Source organism: Rhodophyticola sp. CCM32, assembly GCF_004751985.1.
In the GTDB taxonomy this organism is placed as follows: domain Bacteria; phylum Pseudomonadota; class Alphaproteobacteria; order Rhodobacterales; family Rhodobacteraceae; genus Rhodophyticola.
This window is the reverse complement of the sequence record NZ_CP038492.1, coordinates 3,401,081-3,422,298: the sequence shown is the minus strand read 5'-3', so window position 1 is coordinate 3,422,298 and position 21,218 is coordinate 3,401,081. Positions and strand designations below refer to the sequence as shown.

General features: G+C 61.4%; 23 protein-coding genes. 8 read left to right on the top strand and 15 right to left on the bottom strand.

The genetic code is table 11. The annotated features are described in order from the left end of the window. Positions 1-168: 168 nt before the first annotated feature. Positions 169-639, top strand: coding sequence for a transcription elongation factor GreA (greA, locus tag E2K80_RS16705; RefSeq protein ID WP_135376029.1), 471 nt, complete (start codon positions 169-171; stop codon positions 637-639). Positions 640-694: 55 nt separating this feature from the next. Beyond that, positions 695-1,711, top strand: coding sequence for a hypothetical protein (locus E2K80_RS16700; RefSeq protein ID WP_135376028.1), 1,017 nt, complete (start codon positions 695-697; stop codon positions 1,709-1,711). Positions 1,712-1,980: 269 nt separating this feature from the next. Here E2K80_RS16700 and E2K80_RS16695 read toward each other — a convergent pair whose 3' ends face one another. The 4 genes from E2K80_RS16695 to E2K80_RS16680 are packed head-to-tail and all read right to left on the bottom strand — an operon-like array spanning position 1,981 to position 6,072. Next, positions 1,981-4,092: a molybdopterin-binding protein gene (locus tag E2K80_RS16695; protein ID WP_135376027.1), complete on the bottom strand. Its 2,112-nt coding sequence runs from the start codon at positions 4,090-4,092 to the stop codon at positions 1,981-1,983. Then, on the bottom strand, positions 4,089-4,580 hold the full coding sequence (mobB, locus tag E2K80_RS16690) for a molybdopterin-guanine dinucleotide biosynthesis protein B (RefSeq protein WP_135376026.1): 492 nt from the start codon (positions 4,578-4,580) through the stop codon (positions 4,089-4,091). The genes E2K80_RS16695 and mobB overlap by 4 nt, the downstream gene beginning before the upstream one ends. Next, positions 4,577-5,182, bottom strand: a complete 606-nt coding sequence (gene mobA / locus E2K80_RS16685; protein ID WP_135376025.1) for a molybdenum cofactor guanylyltransferase MobA — start codon at positions 5,180-5,182, stop codon at positions 4,577-4,579. Before mobA ends, mobB begins: the two co-directional genes overlap by 4 nt. Then, positions 5,179-6,072, bottom strand: coding sequence for a formate dehydrogenase accessory sulfurtransferase FdhD (locus E2K80_RS16680; protein WP_135376024.1), 894 nt, complete (start codon positions 6,070-6,072; stop codon positions 5,179-5,181). The genes mobA and E2K80_RS16680 overlap by 4 nt, the downstream gene beginning before the upstream one ends. Positions 6,073-6,123: 51 nt before the next feature. Between E2K80_RS16680 and E2K80_RS16675 the strand changes: the two genes are divergently transcribed. Further along, positions 6,124-6,831 (top strand): AzlC family ABC transporter permease, encoded by a 708-nt coding sequence (locus E2K80_RS16675; protein ID WP_135376023.1) that lies wholly within the window; start codon positions 6,124-6,126, stop codon positions 6,829-6,831. Next, a complete protein-coding gene (locus tag E2K80_RS16670) occupies positions 6,828-7,178 on the top strand; it encodes an AzlD domain-containing protein (protein ID WP_135376022.1) in 351 nt (116 codons plus the stop codon). The genes E2K80_RS16675 and E2K80_RS16670 overlap by 4 nt, the downstream gene beginning before the upstream one ends. Here the strand turns inward: E2K80_RS16670 and E2K80_RS16665 are convergent. Further along, complete coding sequence (locus E2K80_RS16665; RefSeq protein WP_135376021.1) at positions 7,154-7,615, bottom strand: Lrp/AsnC family transcriptional regulator; 462 nt, start codon at positions 7,613-7,615, stop codon at positions 7,154-7,156. The genes E2K80_RS16670 and E2K80_RS16665 overlap by 25 nt on opposite strands. Before the next feature lie 136 nt (positions 7,616-7,751). On the opposite strand from E2K80_RS16665, the gene ald reads away from it, so the two are divergent. Further along, positions 7,752-8,870 carry an alanine dehydrogenase gene (gene ald / locus E2K80_RS16660; protein ID WP_135376020.1) on the top strand — a complete coding sequence of 373 codons (1,119 nt, stop codon included), beginning with the start codon at positions 7,752-7,754 and terminating at the stop codon, positions 8,868-8,870. Between the two features lie 68 nt (positions 8,871-8,938). Here ald and mscL read toward each other — a convergent pair whose 3' ends face one another. Then, positions 8,939-9,373 (bottom strand): large conductance mechanosensitive channel protein MscL, encoded by a 435-nt coding sequence (gene mscL / locus E2K80_RS16655; protein ID WP_135376019.1) that lies wholly within the window; start codon positions 9,371-9,373, stop codon positions 8,939-8,941. A gap of 166 nt (positions 9,374-9,539) precedes the next feature. Here mscL and E2K80_RS16650 point away from each other — a divergent pair, with 166 nt between their 5' ends. Continuing rightward, entirely contained in the window at positions 9,540-10,238 is a 699-nt protein-coding gene (locus E2K80_RS16650) for a glutathione S-transferase family protein (protein ID WP_135376018.1), read from the top strand. Positions 10,239-10,325: 87 nt separating this feature from the next. Here E2K80_RS16650 and E2K80_RS16645 read toward each other — a convergent pair whose 3' ends face one another. The 8 genes from E2K80_RS16645 to pyk form a co-directional block, all read right to left on the bottom strand. Then, positions 10,326-10,775, bottom strand: coding sequence for a YtoQ family protein (locus tag E2K80_RS16645; RefSeq protein ID WP_135376017.1), 450 nt, complete (start codon positions 10,773-10,775; stop codon positions 10,326-10,328). A gap of 177 nt (positions 10,776-10,952) precedes the next feature. Further along, entirely contained in the window at positions 10,953-13,361 is a 2,409-nt protein-coding gene (gene pheT / locus E2K80_RS16640) for a phenylalanine--tRNA ligase subunit beta (protein ID WP_135376016.1), read from the bottom strand. An 823-nt stretch (positions 13,362-14,184) separates the two neighbouring features. After that, on the bottom strand, positions 14,185-15,249 hold the full coding sequence (pheS, locus tag E2K80_RS16635; RefSeq protein ID WP_135376664.1) for a phenylalanine--tRNA ligase subunit alpha: 1,065 nt from the start codon (positions 15,247-15,249) through the stop codon (positions 14,185-14,187). 81 nt (positions 15,250-15,330) lie between these two features. Continuing rightward, positions 15,331-16,398 carry a Hint domain-containing protein gene (locus E2K80_RS16630; protein WP_135376015.1) on the bottom strand — a complete coding sequence of 356 codons (1,068 nt, stop codon included), beginning with the start codon at positions 16,396-16,398 and terminating at the stop codon, positions 15,331-15,333. Between the two features lie 400 nt (positions 16,399-16,798). After that, positions 16,799-17,161 carry a 50S ribosomal protein L20 gene (gene rplT, locus E2K80_RS16625; protein WP_135376014.1) on the bottom strand — a complete coding sequence of 121 codons (363 nt, stop codon included), beginning with the start codon at positions 17,159-17,161 and terminating at the stop codon, positions 16,799-16,801. 12 nt (positions 17,162-17,173) lie between these two features. After that, positions 17,174-17,374: a 50S ribosomal protein L35 gene (gene rpmI / locus E2K80_RS16620; RefSeq protein WP_135376013.1), complete on the bottom strand. Its 201-nt coding sequence runs from the start codon at positions 17,372-17,374 to the stop codon at positions 17,174-17,176. A gap of 109 nt (positions 17,375-17,483) precedes the next feature. Further along, positions 17,484-17,714 (bottom strand): hypothetical protein, encoded by a 231-nt coding sequence (locus E2K80_RS16615; protein WP_135376012.1) that lies wholly within the window; start codon positions 17,712-17,714, stop codon positions 17,484-17,486. A 12-nt stretch (positions 17,715-17,726) separates the two neighbouring features. After that, the gene (gene pyk / locus E2K80_RS16610; RefSeq protein WP_135376011.1) at positions 17,727-19,178 is read right to left on the bottom strand and encodes a pyruvate kinase; all 1,452 of its coding nucleotides are present in this window, start codon (positions 19,176-19,178) and stop codon (positions 17,727-17,729) included. Positions 19,179-19,327: 149 nt separating this feature from the next. On the opposite strand from pyk, the gene E2K80_RS16605 reads away from it, so the two are divergent. Both E2K80_RS16605 and E2K80_RS16600 read left to right on the top strand, forming a co-directional pair. Continuing rightward, positions 19,328-20,062 (top strand): N-formylglutamate amidohydrolase, encoded by a 735-nt coding sequence (locus tag E2K80_RS16605; RefSeq protein ID WP_135376010.1) that lies wholly within the window; start codon positions 19,328-19,330, stop codon positions 20,060-20,062. A gap of 27 nt (positions 20,063-20,089) precedes the next feature. After that, on the top strand, positions 20,090-20,386 hold the full coding sequence (locus tag E2K80_RS16600; RefSeq protein WP_135376009.1) for a DUF1244 domain-containing protein: 297 nt from the start codon (positions 20,090-20,092) through the stop codon (positions 20,384-20,386). A 44-nt stretch (positions 20,387-20,430) separates the two neighbouring features. Here E2K80_RS16600 and yaaA read toward each other — a convergent pair whose 3' ends face one another. After that, positions 20,431-21,201, bottom strand: a complete 771-nt coding sequence (gene yaaA, locus E2K80_RS16595; RefSeq protein ID WP_135376008.1) for a peroxide stress protein YaaA — start codon at positions 21,199-21,201, stop codon at positions 20,431-20,433. Positions 21,202-21,218: the final 17 nt, after the last annotated feature.

Genomic DNA, 21,218 nt, shown 5'->3' with positions numbered 1-21,218 from the left:
CGCCGCCTGTGGCGTGGACGGCAGCCCGATCCCGCCTGCGCCACTGGATGAGACCGAAGAAACCAGCAACGTCTGAATACAGATGTAAAACCCGTTGAACACATCGCGCACAGGCCCTAACCTCTGTGTTTCGAACCCGTTCTTCCCCGTATAGATGTGACCCGAGAGATGGAAAAAATCCCGATGACGCCCGATGGCTATAAAGCCCTCGACGCGGAGCTGAAAAATCTGAGATCCGTGGAACGCCCTGCAATCATCAAGGCGATTGCCGAGGCGCGTGAACATGGCGATTTGTCAGAGAATGCAGAATATCATTCCGCCCGCGAAAAACAGTCTTTCATCGAAGGGCGCGTCAAAGAGCTTGAAGGCATGCTGGGCCTGGCGCAGGTGATCGACCCGGCCACCCTGTCAGGCGCGGTGAAGTTCGGCGCGACGGTCGATCTGGTTGATGAGGATACCGAGGAAGAGAAGACCTACAAGATCGTGGGCGAGGCCGAGGCGGATATCGAAAACGGCCTTCTGAATATCAAATCGCCGCTGGCCCGCGCCTTGATCGGCAAGGATGAAGGTGACAGTGTCGAGGTCAATACACCGGGCGGCAGCAAGGCATATGAGATCGTGAAAATCGCGTATATCTGACCTCCCGTTATCTGAACGCCGTACTCCGATTGTCCCTGAGCAGGACCACCTGACGATGTCTGACCCGAAAGAGCCCGTCCCGCTGGAGCTTGGCGTTTACGCGCAGGAGCCTTCCGACCCGCAGATCACCGGGATCGAGGTGATTGCCCTGATCCTGACGGTGATCTGGCTGGGGGCCGTGGCCCTGTTCTATTTCGGGATCAGCGGCGCACCCGGGTCGGCGGGTGGCGGGGTGACCCTGGCGATGACATTTCTGGCGATCCTGATGCCGATCGCCCTGATCTGGGTGGCGGCCTCGGCCGCGCGGACCGCACGGGTGATGCGCGATGAGGCGCGGCGGCTGCAAAGCTCCATCGACGCGATGCGCGCGGCCTATGTGGTTGATCAGCAACGGGTCAGCCCGGACATCAAACCCGATATGGTGCGCAAGCTGGAAGAGATTGCCGCCGCCCAACGGTCCACCGATGTGAAACTGGCGACCTTCACCTCGATGCGCGCCCAGGGGGTGGTGTCAGAGGACCGGGCCGCAGTGGCCCCCGCCCCGGCGGATGAACATCAGGCCAGCCTTGGTCTGGGGACCCCCGCCGAAGCACTGAAAGCGCCGATTTCCGTGGCCGATTTCGTCAGGGCGCTGAACTTCCCTGAAAATGAACATGACAAGGAGGGGTTCCGCACCCTGCGCCGGGCTTTGGAGGATCGCTCCACCGAGCGGCTGGTGCGCGCCAGCCAGGATGTGCTGACCCTGCTGTCCCAGGACGGGATTTACATGGATGATTTGCGGCCCGACCGGGCGCGGCCGGAAATCTGGCGGAAATTTGCAGCCGGGGAACGGGGGCGCGCGGTTGCGCCTTTGGGCGGTATCCATGACCGGTCCTCTCTGGCGCTGGCTGCCGGACGGATGAAGCAGGACCCGGTATTCCGCGATGCGGTGCATCATTTCCTGCGCCAGTTCGATCACACGTTTCTGGAATTCGAGAAAGGCGCGTCCGACGAAGAGATTTCGCGGCTGGCAGAAAGCCGGACAGCACGGGCCTTCATGCTTCTGGGTCGGGTGACCGGGACATTTGATTGAGGGTCAGCCTATAACATCAATCATTTAACCTGCAACGCCGTTTGGCAGATGCAGCGCGCGGGTGGAAAACTCCAGTTTTCCACACGGAATTCCCGGGAATTCCGCCTCAACGCGGCCTGCCTTTGATCGGAAGAGAAAACCGCTGGTGCCCGCCTTCGGTCCGAACACGATTTTCGATGGGATCCGTTTCAGGTTAAACCCGAAAAGCTGTAGTCGAGAGGCCGGATGCCTTCGGCGAGGATATTTGAAAAGCAGAGAAGCCGGGGGCGTCATAGGCCAAAACCGGCATAGGGCAGATAGGTGACCGGGGTGCCGGGGGTGATGGTCATCGCCTCGGGGGGAAGTTCCACCAGACCTTCGGCCCAGCTTAGCCCCGAAATGCGGCCCGAGCCTTCCGATTTGAATGTTTCAACCTGACCGTCCGGTGTGAGACGCGCGCGCAGATATTCGGCGCGTCCGGGTTTTTTGGATTTTGTGAAACCCGCCGGAAGCCGCAGGCGAAGCGGGTCCGTCCAGCCGCCACCCGCCATGAGGTCAAGGGCCGGGCGGGCGAAGATCAGCGTGCAGACAAGGGCGGCGACCGGGTTTCCGGGCAGGCCGAAAACCGGCGTGCCCTGCCACATGGCCAGCGCCAGCGGGCGGCCCGGTTTCAACGCGATGCGCCAGCTGCTCAATTGTCCTTCGCTGCCGAGCAGTTTTGAGATGTGATCCTCATCGCCGGAGGAGGCCCCGCCGGAGGTCAGGATCGCATCGGCCTGCGCGCCTTCGGTCAGGGCGGCGCGAATACGGGCGGGATCATCCGGCAGGCGCCCCAGGTCGATCACCTCATGCCCCCAGGCCTGCAAAAGACCGGCCAGCATCGGGCGATTGGCATCGTAAATCTGATCGGCGGTGGCCCGGTCTCCGGCCTCGCGAAGTTCATCGCCGGTAGAGATCACCGCAACCTTCAGGCGCTGGAAAACCGGGATACTGGCATGGCCGGTGGCCGCAAGAAGGGCCAGATCGGGCGGGCGCAGGCGGTGTGATTTCGGCACAAGCTGCTGACCCTCGGCCACATCTTCGCCCGCTTTGCGGGTGTTGCTGCCCGGTTTGACGGGGCCGTGGAAGGCAATGGCGGTGTCAGTGATGGTGCAGTCTTCCTCCAGCACCACGGTGTCCACGCCATCCGGCAGACTGGCCCCGGTCAAGATGCGCAGCGCCTGACCCTTCGGCAGGGTGCCTTTGAACGGGATGCCTGCGGCGGCCCGGCCCTGCGCGAGGCGCAGAACCTGCGGGCCACTGCCCGTGGCCGCATGGGCAAAGCCGAACCCGTCAACCGCGGAATTCGGCCGTGGCGGGTTGGCGCGTTTGGCGTGTAACTCCGTGGCAAGGCGCCGGGTGTTGGCCCGGGCCAGCGGCACAATTTCCTGACCGACAACCGGGCGCAGGGTGGCGCGAAGGCGGGAAAGTGCCGTGGGCACCGGCGTCCAGTCAACGCCCGGCGGCAGGGCGAAACAATCGTTTTGGAGCGGCGGCGGGATCAGGTCAGGGCCTGCGTCCAAAACCTCTTCATGGCCAAGGCCCAGAATCCAGCCTTCTTCCGCATCGCCTTCGGTCAGCATGTGGGCAAGAGCGGCAGGGGGCAGGCGATGCAGGGCCGTGGCCAGCACACGCACCTGAGCCGCATCAAGGATTTCATTTTCCCGCCGCGCCGCCTTGACCTGACTGGCAAGGAGGGAGGGGTAAATCTCGGCCAGCACGATGGGGGTATCGGGTGGCTGGAACGGGCTGACCGAAAGCGCTGCGCCAAAATGCCGGCGAAGCTGTTGCAGGCGCGGCAGGCCAAGCAGAACCTGAGAGCCGACAGAGCCGGTTGTGAACAGTTTCCAGCAAGGCTGCGCGCGCGGCAAGCGGCGTTCAACCTCGCGGCGTTCCGCCTGCCCATGGCCGTGGCGCAGGCTGCCACGCGCAGGCAGATCGGGGTTGGCATGGGCCGGGGGGCAGCCCCAGAACGGCCCAAGACCTGGGAACAGATTGTTAAGCTCCGTGGCCACGGCAAACCGGTTGTTGCGGTTGTCGGGCGCATCCTTGATATGATCCGCAAGCGCCTGCCAGAGGATCAGGGGATCATCGCTGCCGGTCACCGCGCGGGCAAAGCCGCTTGGATAGCCGAAGGGAAAATCGAACCCGGCAAGGCTGCGGCGACCGGCAGCGCATTCGGCCTGCAACAGCGTGATCAGGGCGGTGGTGGCGGCGTCACGGGTGCGGTGATAGGTGATCTCCGGCTCGGTATCCGGGCCGCGGGAGGTGGCGATGAAGATCGCATCCCTGGCGGGTTTTGCGGGCGATGGCGCGGATCGGGCAGACCAGTCGACCACGATGATGGTGTCAAACCCGTTCACAGGGCCAGCTCTGCACTTATGAAACCGGCGATGGCTGTGGTGTCATTCAGATCGAAAACCGGGCAGGCCAGATCGGGGGTGCTGTCGCTGGCCACGGCACGGATTGTCCGGTCCCCCGGGGCCAGAAGCGGCTGCGCGGCGGCGGCGCGGTGGGTCTCGATCTTGGGATGGGGGCTGCGCTTGAACCCTTCGACCAGAACCAGATCGACCGGGGAAAGTTTGTTGAGCAGCGTGTCCAGTGACGGCTCCTCTGCTCCGCGCAACTCGGCCATCAGAGCCCAGCGTGTGCCGGAGCTGAGCAGGACCTCACAGGCGCCCGCATCCCGGTGGCGAAAGCTGTCCTTTCCCGGCTGATCGACATCGAAACTGTGATGGGCATGTTTGACGGTAGAGACGGTCAGCCCCCGCGCCGTGAATGCGGCCACCAAGCGTTCCATCAGCCCGGTTTTGCCGGTGTTCTTCCAGCCGGTGATACCCCAGATCATCATGATGCCATCCTTTCGGCCCGGGCCAGATCTTCGGGCGTGTTGACGTTGAAAAACGGATCAAACGGGGTGGCGGGGAACAGCGCGGTGGCGGCGCCATGGGCATCTGTCCACAAAACGACCTTGCGCAAACCAGTGGCCAGGGCTGCGCGCAGATCATCGCGCAGGGCGACGGGCCAAAGGCCGAAGGTCGGATGGCGCAGCGGTTTTTGCGGGCCGGGGGTGGCGGCAAGGGCGATCTGCACCCCCGCAGCATCCGCCGCATCACTCAGGCGAGAGACCAGATCGGCGGGAAAGAACGGCGTATCGGCAGCGGCAGTGACAATATGGCTGGCCCCGGATAGCGCGGCCCAGTCGAGACCGGCCAGCACACCGGCCAGCGGGCCGGGAAAATCCGCAACCCCATCGGCCAGAACCGGCAGGCCCAGATCGGCAAACCGCGCCGGGTCGCCATTGGCGTTCAGCGCCAGATCGCCAACCTGCGGGCGCAGGCGCGTGATCACATGGGACAGCAGGCTTTGGCCGCCCAGCATCAGGCGGCCCTTGTCACCACCGCCCATGCGCCGGGCAAGACCCCCGGCGAGGATAACACCGGGGACAGTCATGTGCCGGCCCCTTTGCGCCGGTGTTTCCTGTCCTCATCGGGAATACGGCCCTGATCGGCATCACGGATCAGCCGGTCTTCCCCGGCGAGACAGGTGAAACGCTTGCCTTTCAGGCGCCCGATCAGGGTCAGGCCGGTCTGATTGGCAATCTCGACCCCCCAGGCCGTAAAGCCGGACCGCGAGGCAAGGATGGGAATGCCCATCAGCGCCGTTTTGATCACCATCTCCGAGGTCAGCCGCCCGGTGGTATACAGGATTTTATCCTCGGGGTTCACGCCCCCGGCGCGCATCCATCCGGCAATTTTGTCAACCGCGTTATGGCGGCCCACATCCTCCATATAGACCAGAGGGCGGGGGCCCTGACACAGAACCGTGCCATGGATCGCCCCGGCCTCAAGATACAGCGACGGGGTCCGGTTGATCTTATGCGACAAAGCATAAAGCCAGCTGGTGCGCAGGGTGGCCGGTGGCAGGGTCATCCCGTCAAGCCCCGCCATCATGTCACCGAAAACCGTGCCGACAGCACAGCCGCTGGTGCGGGTCTTCTTTTGCAGCTTGGCCTCGTGATCGGTTTCAACGGCGGTGCGGACCACCACCACCGCAAGTTCCTCGTCATAGTCCACTGCGGTGACATCATCGCCGGGCGCAAGCATGCCCTGATTGGCCAGAAACCCAAGCGCCAGATATTCTGGATAATCGCCGATGGTCATCGCGGTGACGATCTCGCGGGCGTTCAGATAAATCGTCAGCGGGCGTTCCTCGACCACGGAAACCTCTACCGGCTGGCCGTTTTCGTCATACCCCGTCACCCGCCGCGACAGGCCCGCACGCGCAGGCTCGGGGGCGACCAAATAATCTTGATATCTCTCATCACGAACGCTCAATTGCATCTCCTGTGGGCGGACGATATGGCCTTGGTGATCCAACCCTAAAGGCCCCTCATGTCCGCTGCCAGCACCAAAAGCGCTTATTGGCAAGGCCTGCGCGCCGGGCTGCCCTTTATTCTGGTGGTGGCCCCGTTCGGGTTGGTTTTTGGCGTCGCGGGCACCGATGCGGGGCTGAACCTGATCGAGGTGATGGGGTTCACGGTTCTGGTGATTGCCGGGGCGGCGCAATTCACCGCGCTGCATATGATGACCGAAAACAGCCCGACCATCGTCATCATCATCTCGGCCCTGGCGGTCAACCTGCGGATGGCGATGTATTCCGCCTCGCTGGCGCCCTATCTGGGCCAGGCACCGCTTTGGCAGCGGGCTTTGGTCTCCTATCTGAATTTCGACCAGAATTATGCGCTGTCCATTCAGGAATATGACCTGCGGCCCGAACGCCCCCTGGGGCAAAAAATCGCGTATTATTTCGGGGCGGTGACGCCGATTGCGCCGCTCTGGATTCTCTCCACCTTTCTGGGCGCCCATCTGGGCACCGTGATCCCGCCCGGTTTCGCATTGGATTTCGCCGTGCCGATTGCGTTTCTGGCGCTGGTCGGCCCGGCCCTGCGCACGGTGCCGCATGTGGTGGCGGCTTTTACCTCGGTGGTGATGGCGCTGCTTTTCGCAAGCATGCCCTATAATCTTGGCATCATCTTCGCAGCCATCATCGCGATGATGGTCGGGGCTGAGGTTGAACGGCGGATGGAGACAAAAAGATGACTTATTCCGCCGGGCATATCTGGCTGATTATCGGGGTGCTGGGTCTGGGCACCTTTCTGATCCGGTTTTCCTTTCTGGGGATCATCGGCGACCGAGACATGCCGCCCTGGCTGCTGCGCCATCTGCGTTATACGGCGGTGGCAATCCTGCCCGCGCTGATCACCCCGCTGGTCCTGTGGCCGCAGGCAACCGGCGGGCAGCCTGACCCGGCCCGGCTTGGTGCCGCCGCCGTGGCGCTGGCCGTCGGCTATCTGACCAGAAATGCGATCTGGGCGATTATCACCGGGATGGGCGCGCTTTACCTGTTGCTGGCCCTTCTGGGTCAAACCGGCAGCGCCGTGGTCTGAACCACCGTTTTCAACCCGAAACTTGATTGCATCCGCGCGACACCGGGCAGGCTTGCCAGATGCTGCCTATGGATGCGGGCGAAATCCTCGCTGTCGCGGGCCACGACCTTCAGCAGGTAATCGGCGCTGCCCGCCATCAGATGGCATTCCAGAACATCAGGCACACGGGCGACGGCGGCCTCGAACGCGCCAAGCAGTTCATCGGCCTGCCCGCTCAGCCCGATCTCTACAAACACGGTTGTCACACGCCCCACGGCCCGGGCATCGACCAGTGCCACATAATCACGGATCACCCCGGCCTGCTCCAGCCGCTGCACCCGGCGATGACAGGCCGAGGGAGAGAGATGGACCACATCGGACAGCTCTGCATTGGTCATCCGCCCGTTGCGTTGAAGCAGGCGCAGCAGCCGCTGATCCATTTCGTCAATCTCAACCATAGCGCAGTCTTTTCCTGAATTCAGGCCAACAGATCGGAAATCTTTGCCCAAACCACCCGGAAAGGCAATGAAATCTCAAAGCATTGTCGGGAATTCCATGTATATCCTCCAATCAGGGATAGGGAGGAGAGACATCATGATGATCGGGTGCCCGAAAGAGATCAAACCACAGGAATTTCGCGTCGGTATGACGCCCACAGCCGTGCAGGAGGCCGTGGCCCATGGCCATACCGTGCTGATAGAGACCGGGGCGGGGGTTGGCGCGGGCTTTCCGGACGCGGATTACATCGCCGCAGGCGCCGATATGACGGGCCATGCCGCAGATGTTTTTGCCAAGGCCGACATGATCGTGAAGGTGAAGGAACCGCAGGCCGGTGAGCGTAAAATGCTGCGCGAGGGACAGGTGCTTTTCACCTATCTGCATCTGGCCCCCGACCCGGACCAGACCCGTGACCTGCTTGCCTCGGGCTGCACCGCCATCGCCTATGAAACGGTGACTGACGGCCATAACGGGCTGCCCCTGCTGGCGCCGATGTCCGAGGTGGCGGGCAAACTGGCACCACAGGTTGGCGCCTGGACCTTGCAGAAAGCCAATGGCGGGCGCGGCGTGCTGATGGGTGGCGTGCCCGGTGTGGGACCGGCAGAGGTGGTTGTGATCGGCGGGGGTGTGGTGGGCACCCAGGCGGCGCGGGTCGCGGCGGGCATGGGCGCAAACGTGGTCGTGCTGGACCGGTCTCTGCCGCGCCTGCGCTATCTTGACGATGCATTCGGCGGGGTCTTCGGCACCCGGTATGCAAGCGCGGGCAATACCGCCGAACTGGTGGCCGGGGCCGATATGGTGATTGGCGCGGTGCTGATCCCCGGGGCCGCAGCGCCCAAGCTGGTAACACGCGCCCAATTGTCAGACATGAAACCGGGTGCCGCGATTGTGGACGTGGCGATTGATCAGGGCGGATGTTTCGAGACATCGAAAGCCACCACCCATCAGGATCCGATCTATGAGGTCGACGGGATCATGCATTACTGCGTTGCCAATATGCCGGGCGCGGTTGCCCGCACCTCCACCATCGCGCTTGGCAATGCCACGATGCCCTTTCTGATCGCCCTGGCCGATAAAGGCTGGCGGCAGGCCTGTGAGGAGGATGCGCATCTGCTGAACGGTCTGAATACCCATGGCGGCAAACTGACCAATTACGCGGTTGGCAAGGCGCTTGAGATTGACGTGCTGTCGCCCGCGCTGGCGCTGAAAGCATAGGGCGGGCCATGCTTTCGTTCGGCAAAGGGCCCGACATGCATGCGGGCCCTTTGCCGGTCTGACAGCGGTCAGGCTTTTTTCAGGGAATCCCTGATTTCCATCAGGATATCCAACTCGCTTGGGCCCGGATCTTCCGCTGGCGCTTCGGATTCTGCCGGGCTTTCAGCCGCAGCTTTCACCTTGTTCACATAGCGCACCAGCATGAACACCACGAAAGCAATGATCAGAAAGTTGATGATCGCCATGATGAAAGACCCATAGGCGAAGATCGACGCGCCCGCTTCGCGCGCGGCCTCCAGCGACATGCCTGCGGTCACCTCGCCTGCCAGCACCACATAATTGTTGGTAAAGTCGAGCCCACCGGTGAACAACCCGATCAGCGGATTGATCAGATCCGCCACCAGAGAGGCGACAATCGCCGTAAACGCCGCCCCGATAATGATACCGACAGCCATGTCCATGACATTGCCCTTGGCAATAAAATCCTTGAATTCATTCAGCATTGGTTCCGTCCTGTTTCCTGTTCTCCCTATCTGCGCGCAGGGCATGGGTGACCCCTTTTGGTGCCTCTGCGCACAGTCGCACGTGCATATTGATACAAAACCGGGTCTGGCCCAATGGGAAAGACTGCATAAATGTCACCCCGAACCCGTAAAAAGAGGTCTCCCCATGTCCGATCTGTCCGCATTCCCCATCACCCGCCGCTGGCCTGCCAGCAATCCCGATGTGATCCAGCTTTATTCCTTCCCCACGCCCAATGGGGTCAAAGCCTCGATCGCGCTGGAAGAGATTGGCCTTGCCTATGAGGCCCATAAGGTCACCCTGGCCGATGCCGATGTGCGCAGCGATGCCTTCCTGTCACTGAACCCGAACAACAAGATCCCCGCGATCATCGACCCGAACGGACCGGGTGGCGCCCCGATTGGCCTGTTCGAATCCGGGGCCATCCTGATCTATCTGGGCGAAAAGACCGGAAAGCTGATCGGCAGCAACCCGGCAGAAAAATACAAGACCATCCAATGGGTCATGTTCCAGATGGGCGGTCTTGGCCCGATGTTCGGCCAGCTTGGCTATTTCTCGAAATTCGCAGGTGCCGAGATCGAAGACCCGCGCCCGAAAGCGCGCTATGTGGCCGAGGCCAAGCGCCTGCTGGCGGTTCTGGACAAGGAACTGGCCGGGAAAGACTGGATCACCGGCAGCTATTCCATTGCCGATATCGCCATTGCCCCCTGGCTGCGCGGCCTGGATTTCTATGGTGTGAAAGAGACCGTGGGCTGGGATGGCTGTACCAATGTGGTGGCGTATCTGGATCGGTTCCTGGCCCGCCCCGCTGTTCAGAAAGGTCTGGTGATCCCGCCCCGCGATTAAAACGTTTCGGATGCAAATGCGCCGCACGGGTGGAAAACTCCAGTTTTCCACCCGGAATTCTGCAGAATTCCGGGTGAAGCCGAAACTTTAACCGGGCAGGCTGCCGGTCAGCACATAGCGCAGGATCTCGACAACCTGCGCAGGATCTTCGGCCACGGCCAGGGCGGCGGCGTGGATCTCTTTCAGCGGGTGCTGATGTTCAGGCATGCTGAGCACGATCATGGATTTGCCAAGTGCTGCCGCCATGCCCGCATCAAACGCGGCGTTCCATTGTTTGTACTGCTCGCCAAAGCGCACAACGACCAGATCGGCCTGTTCGATCCCCAGCCGGGTGCGGATCGCATTCACCTTGGCACCTTTATGGTCGTGCCAGAACCTGTTCGGCTCGGCCCCCAGAATAGCCACACCACAATCATCGCTGGCTGCGTGATCCGTGACCGGGCCGCTGAATGTCACATCCAGATCCTCGGCGCCCGTCACAATCTGCTCGCGCCAGTCGGTGTGAATTTCCCCCGACAGATACACGTTCAATGTCATGTCCCGCCCTTTCCGCTATAGCTTTTCGATCATAGAGATCTTGTCGCCGTCCTGCCCCGTGGTTGCCCGGCCAGAATACTCATAAAGCGTCACATTCTCCGGCATCTGCCGGTGGGTAACCGGACGCATCTGTATCAGGCCGCGCCCGTACCGCCACCTCGGCGATCAGCGCCCGGTCTAGCCCCGCAATACGCCGCCGGTGGCCTTGCCGACTTTCTCGACGATGCTTGCGCCCACCGCCTCGATCTCATCCTCTGTCAGGGTCTTGTCCCGGGGCTGCATCCGCACGGAAAGCGCGATGGATTTGCGCCCCTCGCCAAGCGCGCCGCCGATGAATTCATCGAACACCCGCACCTCGGCAATCAGCGCCTTGTCGGCCCCGGCGGCGGCATTGACCAGTGTCAGCGCCTCAACCCCGGCATCGACCACAAAGGCGAAATCGCGTTCGACGACCTGCAGATCGCTGATCTCCAGCGCGCCGCGACTGGCCCCTGTTGCACGCGGCATCGGCACCTCGGCGGGCCAGAGCGTGAAGGCCATGGCCGGGCCTTTCACATCCATCGCCTCCAGAATTTTCGGATGCAGTTCCCCGAAGACGCAAAGAACCTTTTTCGGTCCCAGGCACATCTTTCCATGCCGTCCCGGGTGCCACCATTCCCGCGCATCACGCAAAATCTGCATCTTGGCCGGCGCGCCGATGGCCGACAGAACCGCCTCGGCATCGGCCTTGACGTCATAGATATCCACCGCCCGCCGGGCATCATGGGGATCGCGCGGGCTGGTCTGACCAACCAGCAGGCCGGTCACAAGCATATGCTGTTCACCGGGTTCACCTCCGTGGAAGGCGGCGCCAACCTCGAACAGGGCCAGATCCATCATGCCGCGGGCCTGATTGCGGGCTGCGGCCTGCAACAGGCCCGGCAGCAGGGCGGGGCGCATATGGCTCATCTCGCTGGAAATCGGATTTTCCAGCATCGTGGCATCATCACCCCCCCCGAACAGCGCCGCGCTGGCGCGGTCGATGAAGCTGTAAGTGACGCATTCATTATACCCAAGCGCGGCCATTGTCCGCCGGGCCATGCCTTCGCGCCCTTGCATCGGGGTCAGGACCGGTTTTGGCACCCCAACCTGACTGCGCGGCAGGGGTTGCGGCTCCAATCTGGTCAGCGAGGCCATGCGCGCGACCTCTTCGACAAGATCGGCCTCACCCTGCACATCGCGTCGCCAGCTTGGCACCCGGACCTCCAGCACCTCACCGGTGCCGGTGGCCGAAAACCCAAGCGCGGTCAGAAAGCGGATCTGATCCTCTTTCGGGATATCCATACCGACAAGGCTGATCACCCGCGCGGTGTTCAGGCTATAGCTCCGCGCGGTCTGCAACGGGGCACCGGCCGCAACCACATGGGAGGCTTCGCCGCCGCAGAGATCAAGCACCATCCGGGTGGCCGCTTCCAGCCCTTCAAGGGTGAATTCCGGGTCAACGCCCCGTTCGAACCGATACCGCGCATCCGAGTTGATTTTGAGCGCACGGCCCGTTTGGGCAATCTCGATCTCGTCCCAGAAGGCGCTTTCGATGAACACATTCACCGTCTCTTCGGTGCAGCCGGTCGCGGCCCCGCCCATGACGCCTGCGATGCTTTCGGGGCCTGTGTCGTCGGCGATCACCATCTGGCCCGCGCTGAATGTATATTCCTTGTCATCCAGCGCCATCAGCGCCTCGCCCCCCTGGGCGCGATGCACCCGCAGATTGCCCGCAACCTTGTCGGCATCGAACACATGCAGGGGCCGGTTCTGATCATAGGTGAAGAAATTGGTGATATCGACCAGCGCCGAGATCGGGCGCAACCCGATGGCGCGCAGCCGGTCCTGCAGCCATGCGGGGCTTGGGCCATTCTTCACCCCCCGCACCATGCGCCCGGTAAAATGCGGGCAGCCATTCAGCGTGTCGGCATCAATCGTGACGTTCACCGGGCTGTCGAACGTGCCGGGCACCGGTGTGATATCCTGCGGTTTCAGCGTGCCAAGCCCGCGCGCGGCCAGATCGCGGGCAATGCCACGCACACCCAGAGCATCCTGCCGGTTCGGCGTGATCGCGATTTCAATGACCGGGTCCACCTTGGCGGGGTCATGTTGGGCCAGCCAGTCGATGAAGCGTTCGCCCAGCTCACCCGAGGGCAATTCGATGATGCCGTCATGTTCATCGCTGAGTTCCATCTCGCGTTCCGAGGCCATCATCCCGAAGCTTTCAATCCCCCGGATTTTTCCGACGCCAATCGTGGTGTCGATGCCGGGCACATAGACGCCGGGTTTGGCCACAACCACGGTGATCCCCGCCCGCGCATTGGGCGCACCGCAGATGATCTGTTTCACGCCCTCATCGGTGTCCACCTGACAGACGCGCAACCGGTCGGCATCGGGGTGTTTCTCGGCGCTGATCACCTTGCCGATGGTGAAATCCGCAAGCCGACCGGCGCGATCCTCCACGGCTTCCACTTCCAGACCCAGATCGGTCAGGGTCTCGGTGATCTCGTCCAGACCGGCCTCGGTCTCAAGATGGTCTTTCAGCCAGGACAGGGTGAATTTCATCGTATGTCTCTCAATTCAGGGTCGGGCGCAGCGTTAGCGCATGCGTGGCGCGATGAAAACCCGTGCAGGAGGGAGATACGTAACGCAAGCCGGGCGAGCGCCTGCCCGTGGGATGGCGCCGCAACGCTTGAGCAGAGCAGTTTATGGTTGCCAAGCCCTTCTATCATCTGAACGGAGTGCGCAGATTGCCAAAGCGCCAGCCCGCCGGAACGGGCAGGCGCTCGCCCGGCGCCTTCGGCGCTATTCGGGCGGTCATTCGATCTCACCGCAAACATTTTCAGAATGTTAGAAGCTCAATCTCAAGCTGTTCATTCGAATAGCGACGCCAAAAACGTAATTATTAGCGCTATACTCAAAAAATAGAGTGCGAAAACACAAACCCGTATCAATCGATCTCGAAATAAGGCCTCGTCGAAGTAGGCAAACGCTAGATCGTGAGGTGATGCCTTGCTTCCACCTGAAACCGATCTGAATCCACCTCTGGTTAGTTTGCGATATGCAGGCCAACCTACCCGAAGCTGACATCGGATACAGAGAAGTGCGAGGATCAAATAAAAAACGAGTTCGATCACTAATACAGTCCTAATCACGCCTTCCGCATCGAAGGCCCAGATCAGTCCAGTCACTGCAATCATTATCGAAACATGCGATAGAATTGTAGCGGATTGCATTTCAGTCTCACGCATGATTTTTTGCGCGAGCTCGCGTTGCTCCGGTTGATATCTTTCGTCCTCGAACGACCGATACAGATCAAAAGCTTTACGTTCTTCTTCGGACGCAGAATAGGCGACCGCTAAACCCTTAAGATTTCTCCAAAACAGCATCACACTCCCCCATGCACCGTCGGCACCTCCAGCGCTGCAAACCCGTAATGCCGCAGCCATCTCAGATCGCTGTCGAAAAACGCCCGCAAATCGGGAATTCCGTATTTCAGCATCGCGATCCGGTCGATGCCCATGCCGAAGGCAAAGCCCTGCCACTCCGCCGGGTCCACCCCTGCGGCTGACAGGACATTCGGATGCACCATGCCCGAGCCCAGAACCTCCAGCCAGTCATCGCCTTCGCCGACCTTCACCGTGCCGCCTTCCCATGAACACTGAATGTCCACCTCCGCCGAGGGTTCGGTGAAGGGAAAATGCGAGGCGCGGAACCGGGTTGTGACCTTGGTGCCGAAATAGGCGGAGAAGAACTCCTCCAGAACCCATTTCAGATTGGCCATGGAGATATCGCGGTCAATCGCCAGCCCCTCCACCTGATGGAACATCGGCGTGTGGGTCTGGTCGTAATCGGCGCGGTAGACACGCCCGGGGCAAATGATGCGGCAAGGCGCGCCATGGGCCTCCATATGCCGGATCTGCACCGGTGAGGTATGGGTGCGCAGCACATGGGGCGGGCGGTTATCGCCTTCGGCGCGGTGGGTATAGAATGTGTCCATCTCGGCCCGCGCGGGATGATGGCCGGGGATGTTCAGCGCGTCGAAATTATACCAGTCGGTTTCGATCTGCGGGCCCTCGGCCACGGCAAACCCCATATCGGCGAAAATCGCCGTCACTTCTTCGGTGACCTGAGAGACCGGATGGATCGTTCCCTGTCGCCGGGCGCGCGCGGGCAGGGTCACGTCAAGCCATTCACCACGCAACCGCTCATCAAGTGCGGCATCGCCAAGCGCGGCTTTCTTCGCCGCGATGGCCGAGTTCACCTCATCCTTCAGCGCGTTCAGCGCCGGGCCAGCCACCTGCCGCTCTTCAGGCGTCATCTTGCCCAATGCGCGCATTTTCAGGCTGATCTCGCCCTTCTTGCCAACCGCAGATACGCGCATGTCTTCCAGCGTGCTTTCATCGCCCGCATCCGCAATGCGTGTCAGCCATGTCGCTTTCAGCGCGTCCAAGCCGTCCATAGCCAAGCTCTCCGTTCCTCAAAATCCGCGCCCTCACGTATCATGGGCAGGACGGATTGCAAGCGTGAGAGGTCAGAGGCCAGCGGCCAGCACAGCGCCCACAGGCTGAAAAGCGGTATCGCGGGCAAACGGCCCGAAATCTGACGCAAGATCGGGGAAAAGCGCCTGGAGTTCACCTCGCGCGGCCTCATCAACGGCAGCAACCGCCTCGGGCCCGGGGTAGAAGCTTTCGGTCAAGGCCCCCTCAGAACGAATAATATGGTGCTGGTCGAACATGATGTGATGATAGGTGATCATCGCACAGGGGATCCGGCGAATACTGCTGCCGTTGATCAGGTGGCAGGCGGCAACAAGGGTTTCCGTCGCCCCGGTGACCAACTCCACCTGCCAGCCGCTGATCAGCACGCGATGCTGCGGCGACAGGGTCAGGGGCCGGGTGTTGCCGATGGCGCCTGCGTCAAAGCGGACAGGTGCAAACTTTCCGGTTCCGGGCACGCGGCTGGCGCCCACCCAAAGCAGGGGCTGCGGCCCTGCATCCTCGGTCAGAACCAGATCACCGGGGCGCAGCCTTTCAACAGGTCGGGGGCCCTGGGTGGTCTCAATCAGGGTGCCTGCCGCAAAACAGATGATGCCGCTATCGCCCGCACCAATTTCTTCATAACTGACGGTGCCGGGATCGGGCTGGTTGAACTGGATCGAATAGGTTGCGGAATTGGCACTGGTCGGCACCGGGATGTTTTCCGACACCGCCCCCTGGGCCACACCATCCAGCGCGGTGATATTGCTGGTGCCACCGCCGATATCATAGAAATCGACAACACCCGCGCCCCCGCTACTGGTATCGACCAGCGCATAAGCCTCGTAATTGTTGGAGCCGCCGCCATCAGGATCAGTCAACCGAATGTTGAAGTTATCTGCCGAGATCACATAGAGCGTTTCATTGGTATCAGGGTCAAACGTCACCTGAACCCCCGGATCCGCCAGAGATATGGCCACGCCCTGATTGCCATTGGACTGATAGAAGCCAACGGAAAAATCCGCCGGGTCTTCCCCGGGGGACAGGGCAACCTCAAGGAATTCGCTAATCCCCGTCTGGGACGCAAATGCATTTGAATAATGAAGTTCGCTGATCCGCGCCATGCGTCTAACCTGTCCCGTATGCGACCTGTTAAGAAAAATGGTTAACGCGACAATAGGGGCAAAAGTATGGATACTTCCCGACATGTTTGGCCTTACTCACCATTTACCCAAGCCGATGGCGTGACACGGGTTTGGGCGCGCAGCACAGGCCGTGCTACACCGAAATCGTTTCAGTCTGCACCATCGCTCATCAAAATTCGCGTTCTATAGCGTTTCGACTTGCTGTTGAAACGCCTTTCGCTGCCTCTCGCCTTCGGGTCGAACGCGGTTTTCGATGGGGTGTCTCATGTAAAACGCAAACCGCTTTATGACAGCCTGTGGCCGGTGACAGCACCCCGATAGCAGAAAGGCCGCATCCATACGGGTGCGGCCTGTCACAAATTTCAGGGGTCTGGCAGGGTCAGGCCAGCGCTGATTTCGCCTGATCCACAATTGCGCCGAAGGCTTCGGGCTCATGCACGGCCAGGTCGGCCAGAACCTTACGGTCCACCTCAATGCCTGCGAGCGACAGACCGTTGATGAACCGCGAATAGGTCAGCGCCTCGTCATGGCTGCGCACGGCGGCGTTGATCCGCTGAATCCACAGGGCGCGAAACTGGCGCTTGCGGTTCTTGCGGTCGCGGGTTGCGTATTGGTTGGCCTTGTCGACGGCCTGGGTCGCGGTCTTGAAATTCGTTGACCGGCGGCCGTAATAGCCTTTGGCCTGATCCACGATTTTCTTGTGACGGCGATGGGTGACGGTTCCACCTTTGGTGCGGGACATGTGCTGGCCTCCTTAGCGCGCGTAGGGCATGTAGGATTTGACGATCTTTTCGTCGGGCTTGGACAAGGTTGTTGTCCCCCGCGCATTGCGGAGAAACTTGTTCGACCGCTTGATCATCATATGCCGTTTGCCCGCCTGGGCGGATTTCACGCGGCCGGTGGCCGTCATCTTGAAGCGCTTCTTGGCGCTTGATTTGGTCTTCATCTTGGGCATTTCCGTCTCCTGTCTCGGGTCGGTTCAGGCGCGTAGCGGCATGCCACTTGGGCCGGACGCACCGATAAGAAGGCGCGATGTACCGCCGATTGACCGCCCATGCAAGGGGTCAGTTCAGGATCAGGGCAGCAACCCCTATGAAGGCGTCGGGAATGTCCTGCCAGACCAGCCCGTCGGTCTGGTGAAAATGGACAAAGCCGAACAGCCCCAGACCAAGCGCCAGACTGATCAGCGCCATCACCGGCCAGGCCCGATCTGCCCAGGCCGAAATGCAGGAGGCCAGTGAAAAACCGCTTACCAGGGTTGCAACAACCAGCAGGATATCGGGCGAAACGGCCATAGCTGCCCCTGATCAATCCGGGTCGGTTGAAAAGATCAGACGTTCCGCACAGGGGGCAACCCGCAGGATATTGGTGGTGCCCTGCACGTTGAACGGCACCCCGGCGGTCACCACGATCAGGTCTTCCTCTGTCGCGAAACCCCCTTCGCGCGCAGCGCGGGCCGCGCTGACCACGGCCAGCTTGAAGCGGTTGACCTCCCCCATGGTCACAAAGCAATTGGTGCCCCAGGTCAGGCTAAGCCGGCGGGCCACATGGCTCAGCGGTGTCAGCGCCAGAATCGGAACAGAGGGGCGTTCGCGGGCCACAAGGCTGGCCGTGGTCCCGGTATGGGTGAAACAGCAGATCGCCTTGATATCGGTTGTTTCGGCAATTTCGCGGGCGGATGAAACGATGCCATCGGCAATCGAGCTTCGTTTCACATTGCGGGAGGCATGCATGATCTCGTTATAGGTCGGGTCGCCTTCGACCTCGATGGCGACATTGTTCATGGTGCTGACCGCCTCGACCGGATACCCACCGGCGGCGGATTCCGCGCTGAGCATCACCGCATCCGCGCCCTCATAGATCGCAGTGGCCACATCGGACACCTCGGCCCGGGTGGGCACCGGGCTTTCAATCATGCTTTCCAGCATCTGGGTTGCAACGATCACCGGTTTCGCCACCGCCCGGCATTTGCGGACCAGACGTTTCTGGATCGGCGGCACGTTCTGGACGGGCAGTTCCACGCCCAGATCGCCGCGCGCCACCATGATCCCGTCGGAAACGGCCAGAATCTCCTCAAAGGCCTTTACGCCGGCCGGTTTCTCGATTTTCGACAGGATCGCGGCGCGGCCCTTGCTGAGTTTGCGGGCCTCGGTCACATCCTCGGCACGTTGCACAAAGGACAGGGCCAGCCAGTCCACCCCCAACTCGCAGACAAATTCCAGATCTTTCCGGTCTTTCTCTGACAACGCGGCCAGCGGCAGCACCACATCGGGCACATTCACGCCCTTGCGGTTGGAAATCGGACCGCCCGCAACAACCAGACAATCCGCGAAATCGGAACCGCAGTTTTCAACCCGAAGCTTGATCTTGCCATCATTGACCAGAAGATGCGCCCCGGGTTCCAGAGCCGCGAAAATCTCGGGATGTGGCAGTTGCACCCGGGTTTCATCGCCCGGTGCATCATCCAGATCAAAGCGGAACGCCGCCCCATCCTGCAAATCGAAACCCTGATCGCCCGCAAACACGCCACAGCGCAGTTTCGGGCCCTGAAGATCGGCCAGGATTGCGATCGGGCTGCCCAGATCTTTTTCGATCCGGCGAATGATATCGTGCCGGGCGCGGATCTCTTCATGGCCCCCATGGCTCATATTCAGGCGAAAGACATCTGCTCCGGCCTCGAACAGGGCGCGGATCGTCTCGTAATCATTGGAGGCAGGGCCAAGGGTGGCGACAATTTTCACGTTGCGCAGGCGTCTCATGAATGGGTGTGTCCCTTTTGGTCTTCTGGTGTTGAAAGCGCTCACATCGGCGTTTGCTCAGCTATGGCGGAAAACCACGCTCAGGACAACTGGCACTCCACCCCAAGCTGCCCTATGTGCAATGGCTGACAGGCAAAGGTGACAGTGACATGACCGCCCCGTTTCACATTGAGGGAAAGAACCGTCCGGCCCGCTGGGTGATCACCTGTGACCATGCCTCGAACCGCGTGCCGATGGAGGTTGGCGGTGATCTGGGTCTGGCACCGGAGGATATGAACCGCCATATCGCGTTTGACCCGGGCGCATTGGGCGTGGCGCGCGCGCTGGCCACCGCGCTGGAGGCACCGATGATCGCATCGGATGTCTCGCGCCTGGTGATCGACCCGAACCGGGGGGAGGATGACCCGACGCTGTTGATGAAGCTTTATGACGGCACGATCATTCCGGCCAACCGCCATGCGGATGCGGCCGAGCTGGAGCGGCGTCTGCGCCTGTTTCACCGCCCCTATCATGCGGCCCTGGCCGGGCTGATCGCGGCGCGGGCCGATCCGGTTCTGGTCGCCATCCACTCTTTCACGCCACAGTTCAAAGGCCGCGCCCCGCGCCCCTGGCATATCGGTGTGCTTTATGCCGGTGACACAAGGCTGGCCCTGCCGCTGATCGCCCGGCTGAATGCCGAGACCGATCTTTGTGTCGGGGACAACCAGCCCTATTCGGGCCATCTGCCCGGCGACAGCATGTACCGCCACGGGGTGGGGCCGCATCACCCCCATGTGCTGATCGAACTGCGCAATGATCTGATTGTGACCGAGGCCGCGCAGACCGCCTGGGGTCAGCGCCTGGCCCCCCTGCTTGACGCCGCCCTGCAGATTGCACAGGTATGAATGAGAGGTTTGAAGGGAGTGACACCAATGGATGACCGGACCCGGACCGAACTGGAGGCCGCCACCTTCCGCCGTCTTCTGCAACATCTGGATAAACGCAAGGATGTGCAGAATATTGATCTGATGAACCTGTCCGGGTTCTGCCGGAACTGTCTGAGCCGATGGTATGGCGAGGCGGCGGCGGAACAGGGGATCACGCTGGACAAGGAGGCCGCGCGCGAGATCGTCTATGGGATGCCTTATGCGGAGTGGAAGGCAAAATACCAGACCGAGGCCAGCGACACCCAGAAAACCGCCTTCGCCCGATCACATTCCGATACATAGACCCGTTCCGACGGGCGTATTTATGACAAGAAGAAAGGGCCTTTTCAGGCCACCATCGCCTCGGCGCGGAGAAAGACCGGTTTGTCCGATGCGCTGAGCGCAGGGGCATAGCGATAGCCCCCGAGGTTGAAATCACTCAGATGGTCGGGCCGGGTCAGCCGGTTTTCGATGATGAACCGCGCCATGGCGCCCCGCGCCTTTTTGGCAAAGAAGCTGACGATTTTGGGGCCCTCGGGTCTGTCCTCAAGGAAGACAGGAGTGATGACGCGCAGCGAAAGGGTTTGAAGATCAACCGCGGAAAAATATTCAACCGAGGCGCAGTTGATCACTGTATCGGTATCGAGGCGGTCCGCCTCGGCATTCAGGGTTTCGGCCAGTCTCATGCCCCAATAGGCGTATAGGGACGGACCTTTGCGGGTTTTCAGGCGGCTGCCCATTTCCAGCCGATAGGCCTGTATCGCATCCAGCGGGCGCAGCAGACCGTAAAGACCCGACAGGATGCGCAGCCGGTCCTGCGCAAACCGTAGATCCCCGGCGTCAAGGCTGCCTGCCTCCAGCCCGGCATAGGTATCCCCGGCAAAGGCGAGGGCAGCGGGGCGGGTATCGTCTTTATCCACCGCGAAACGCCGGAACCTGTCATGGGTAAGCCGGGCCAGATCGTCAGAGATATCCATCAGCTGGCGCAGTTTCGATATGGTCAGCTTTCGCGCCACCGCAGCCAGTGCATCGGCATCCTCCTGAAAGATCGGCGATGTCATCTTACCCTGTCGCGGGGTCCAGTCCAGACGTTTGGCGGGGGAAATCACGGTCAGCATGGTCGGTTCCTCAAGGG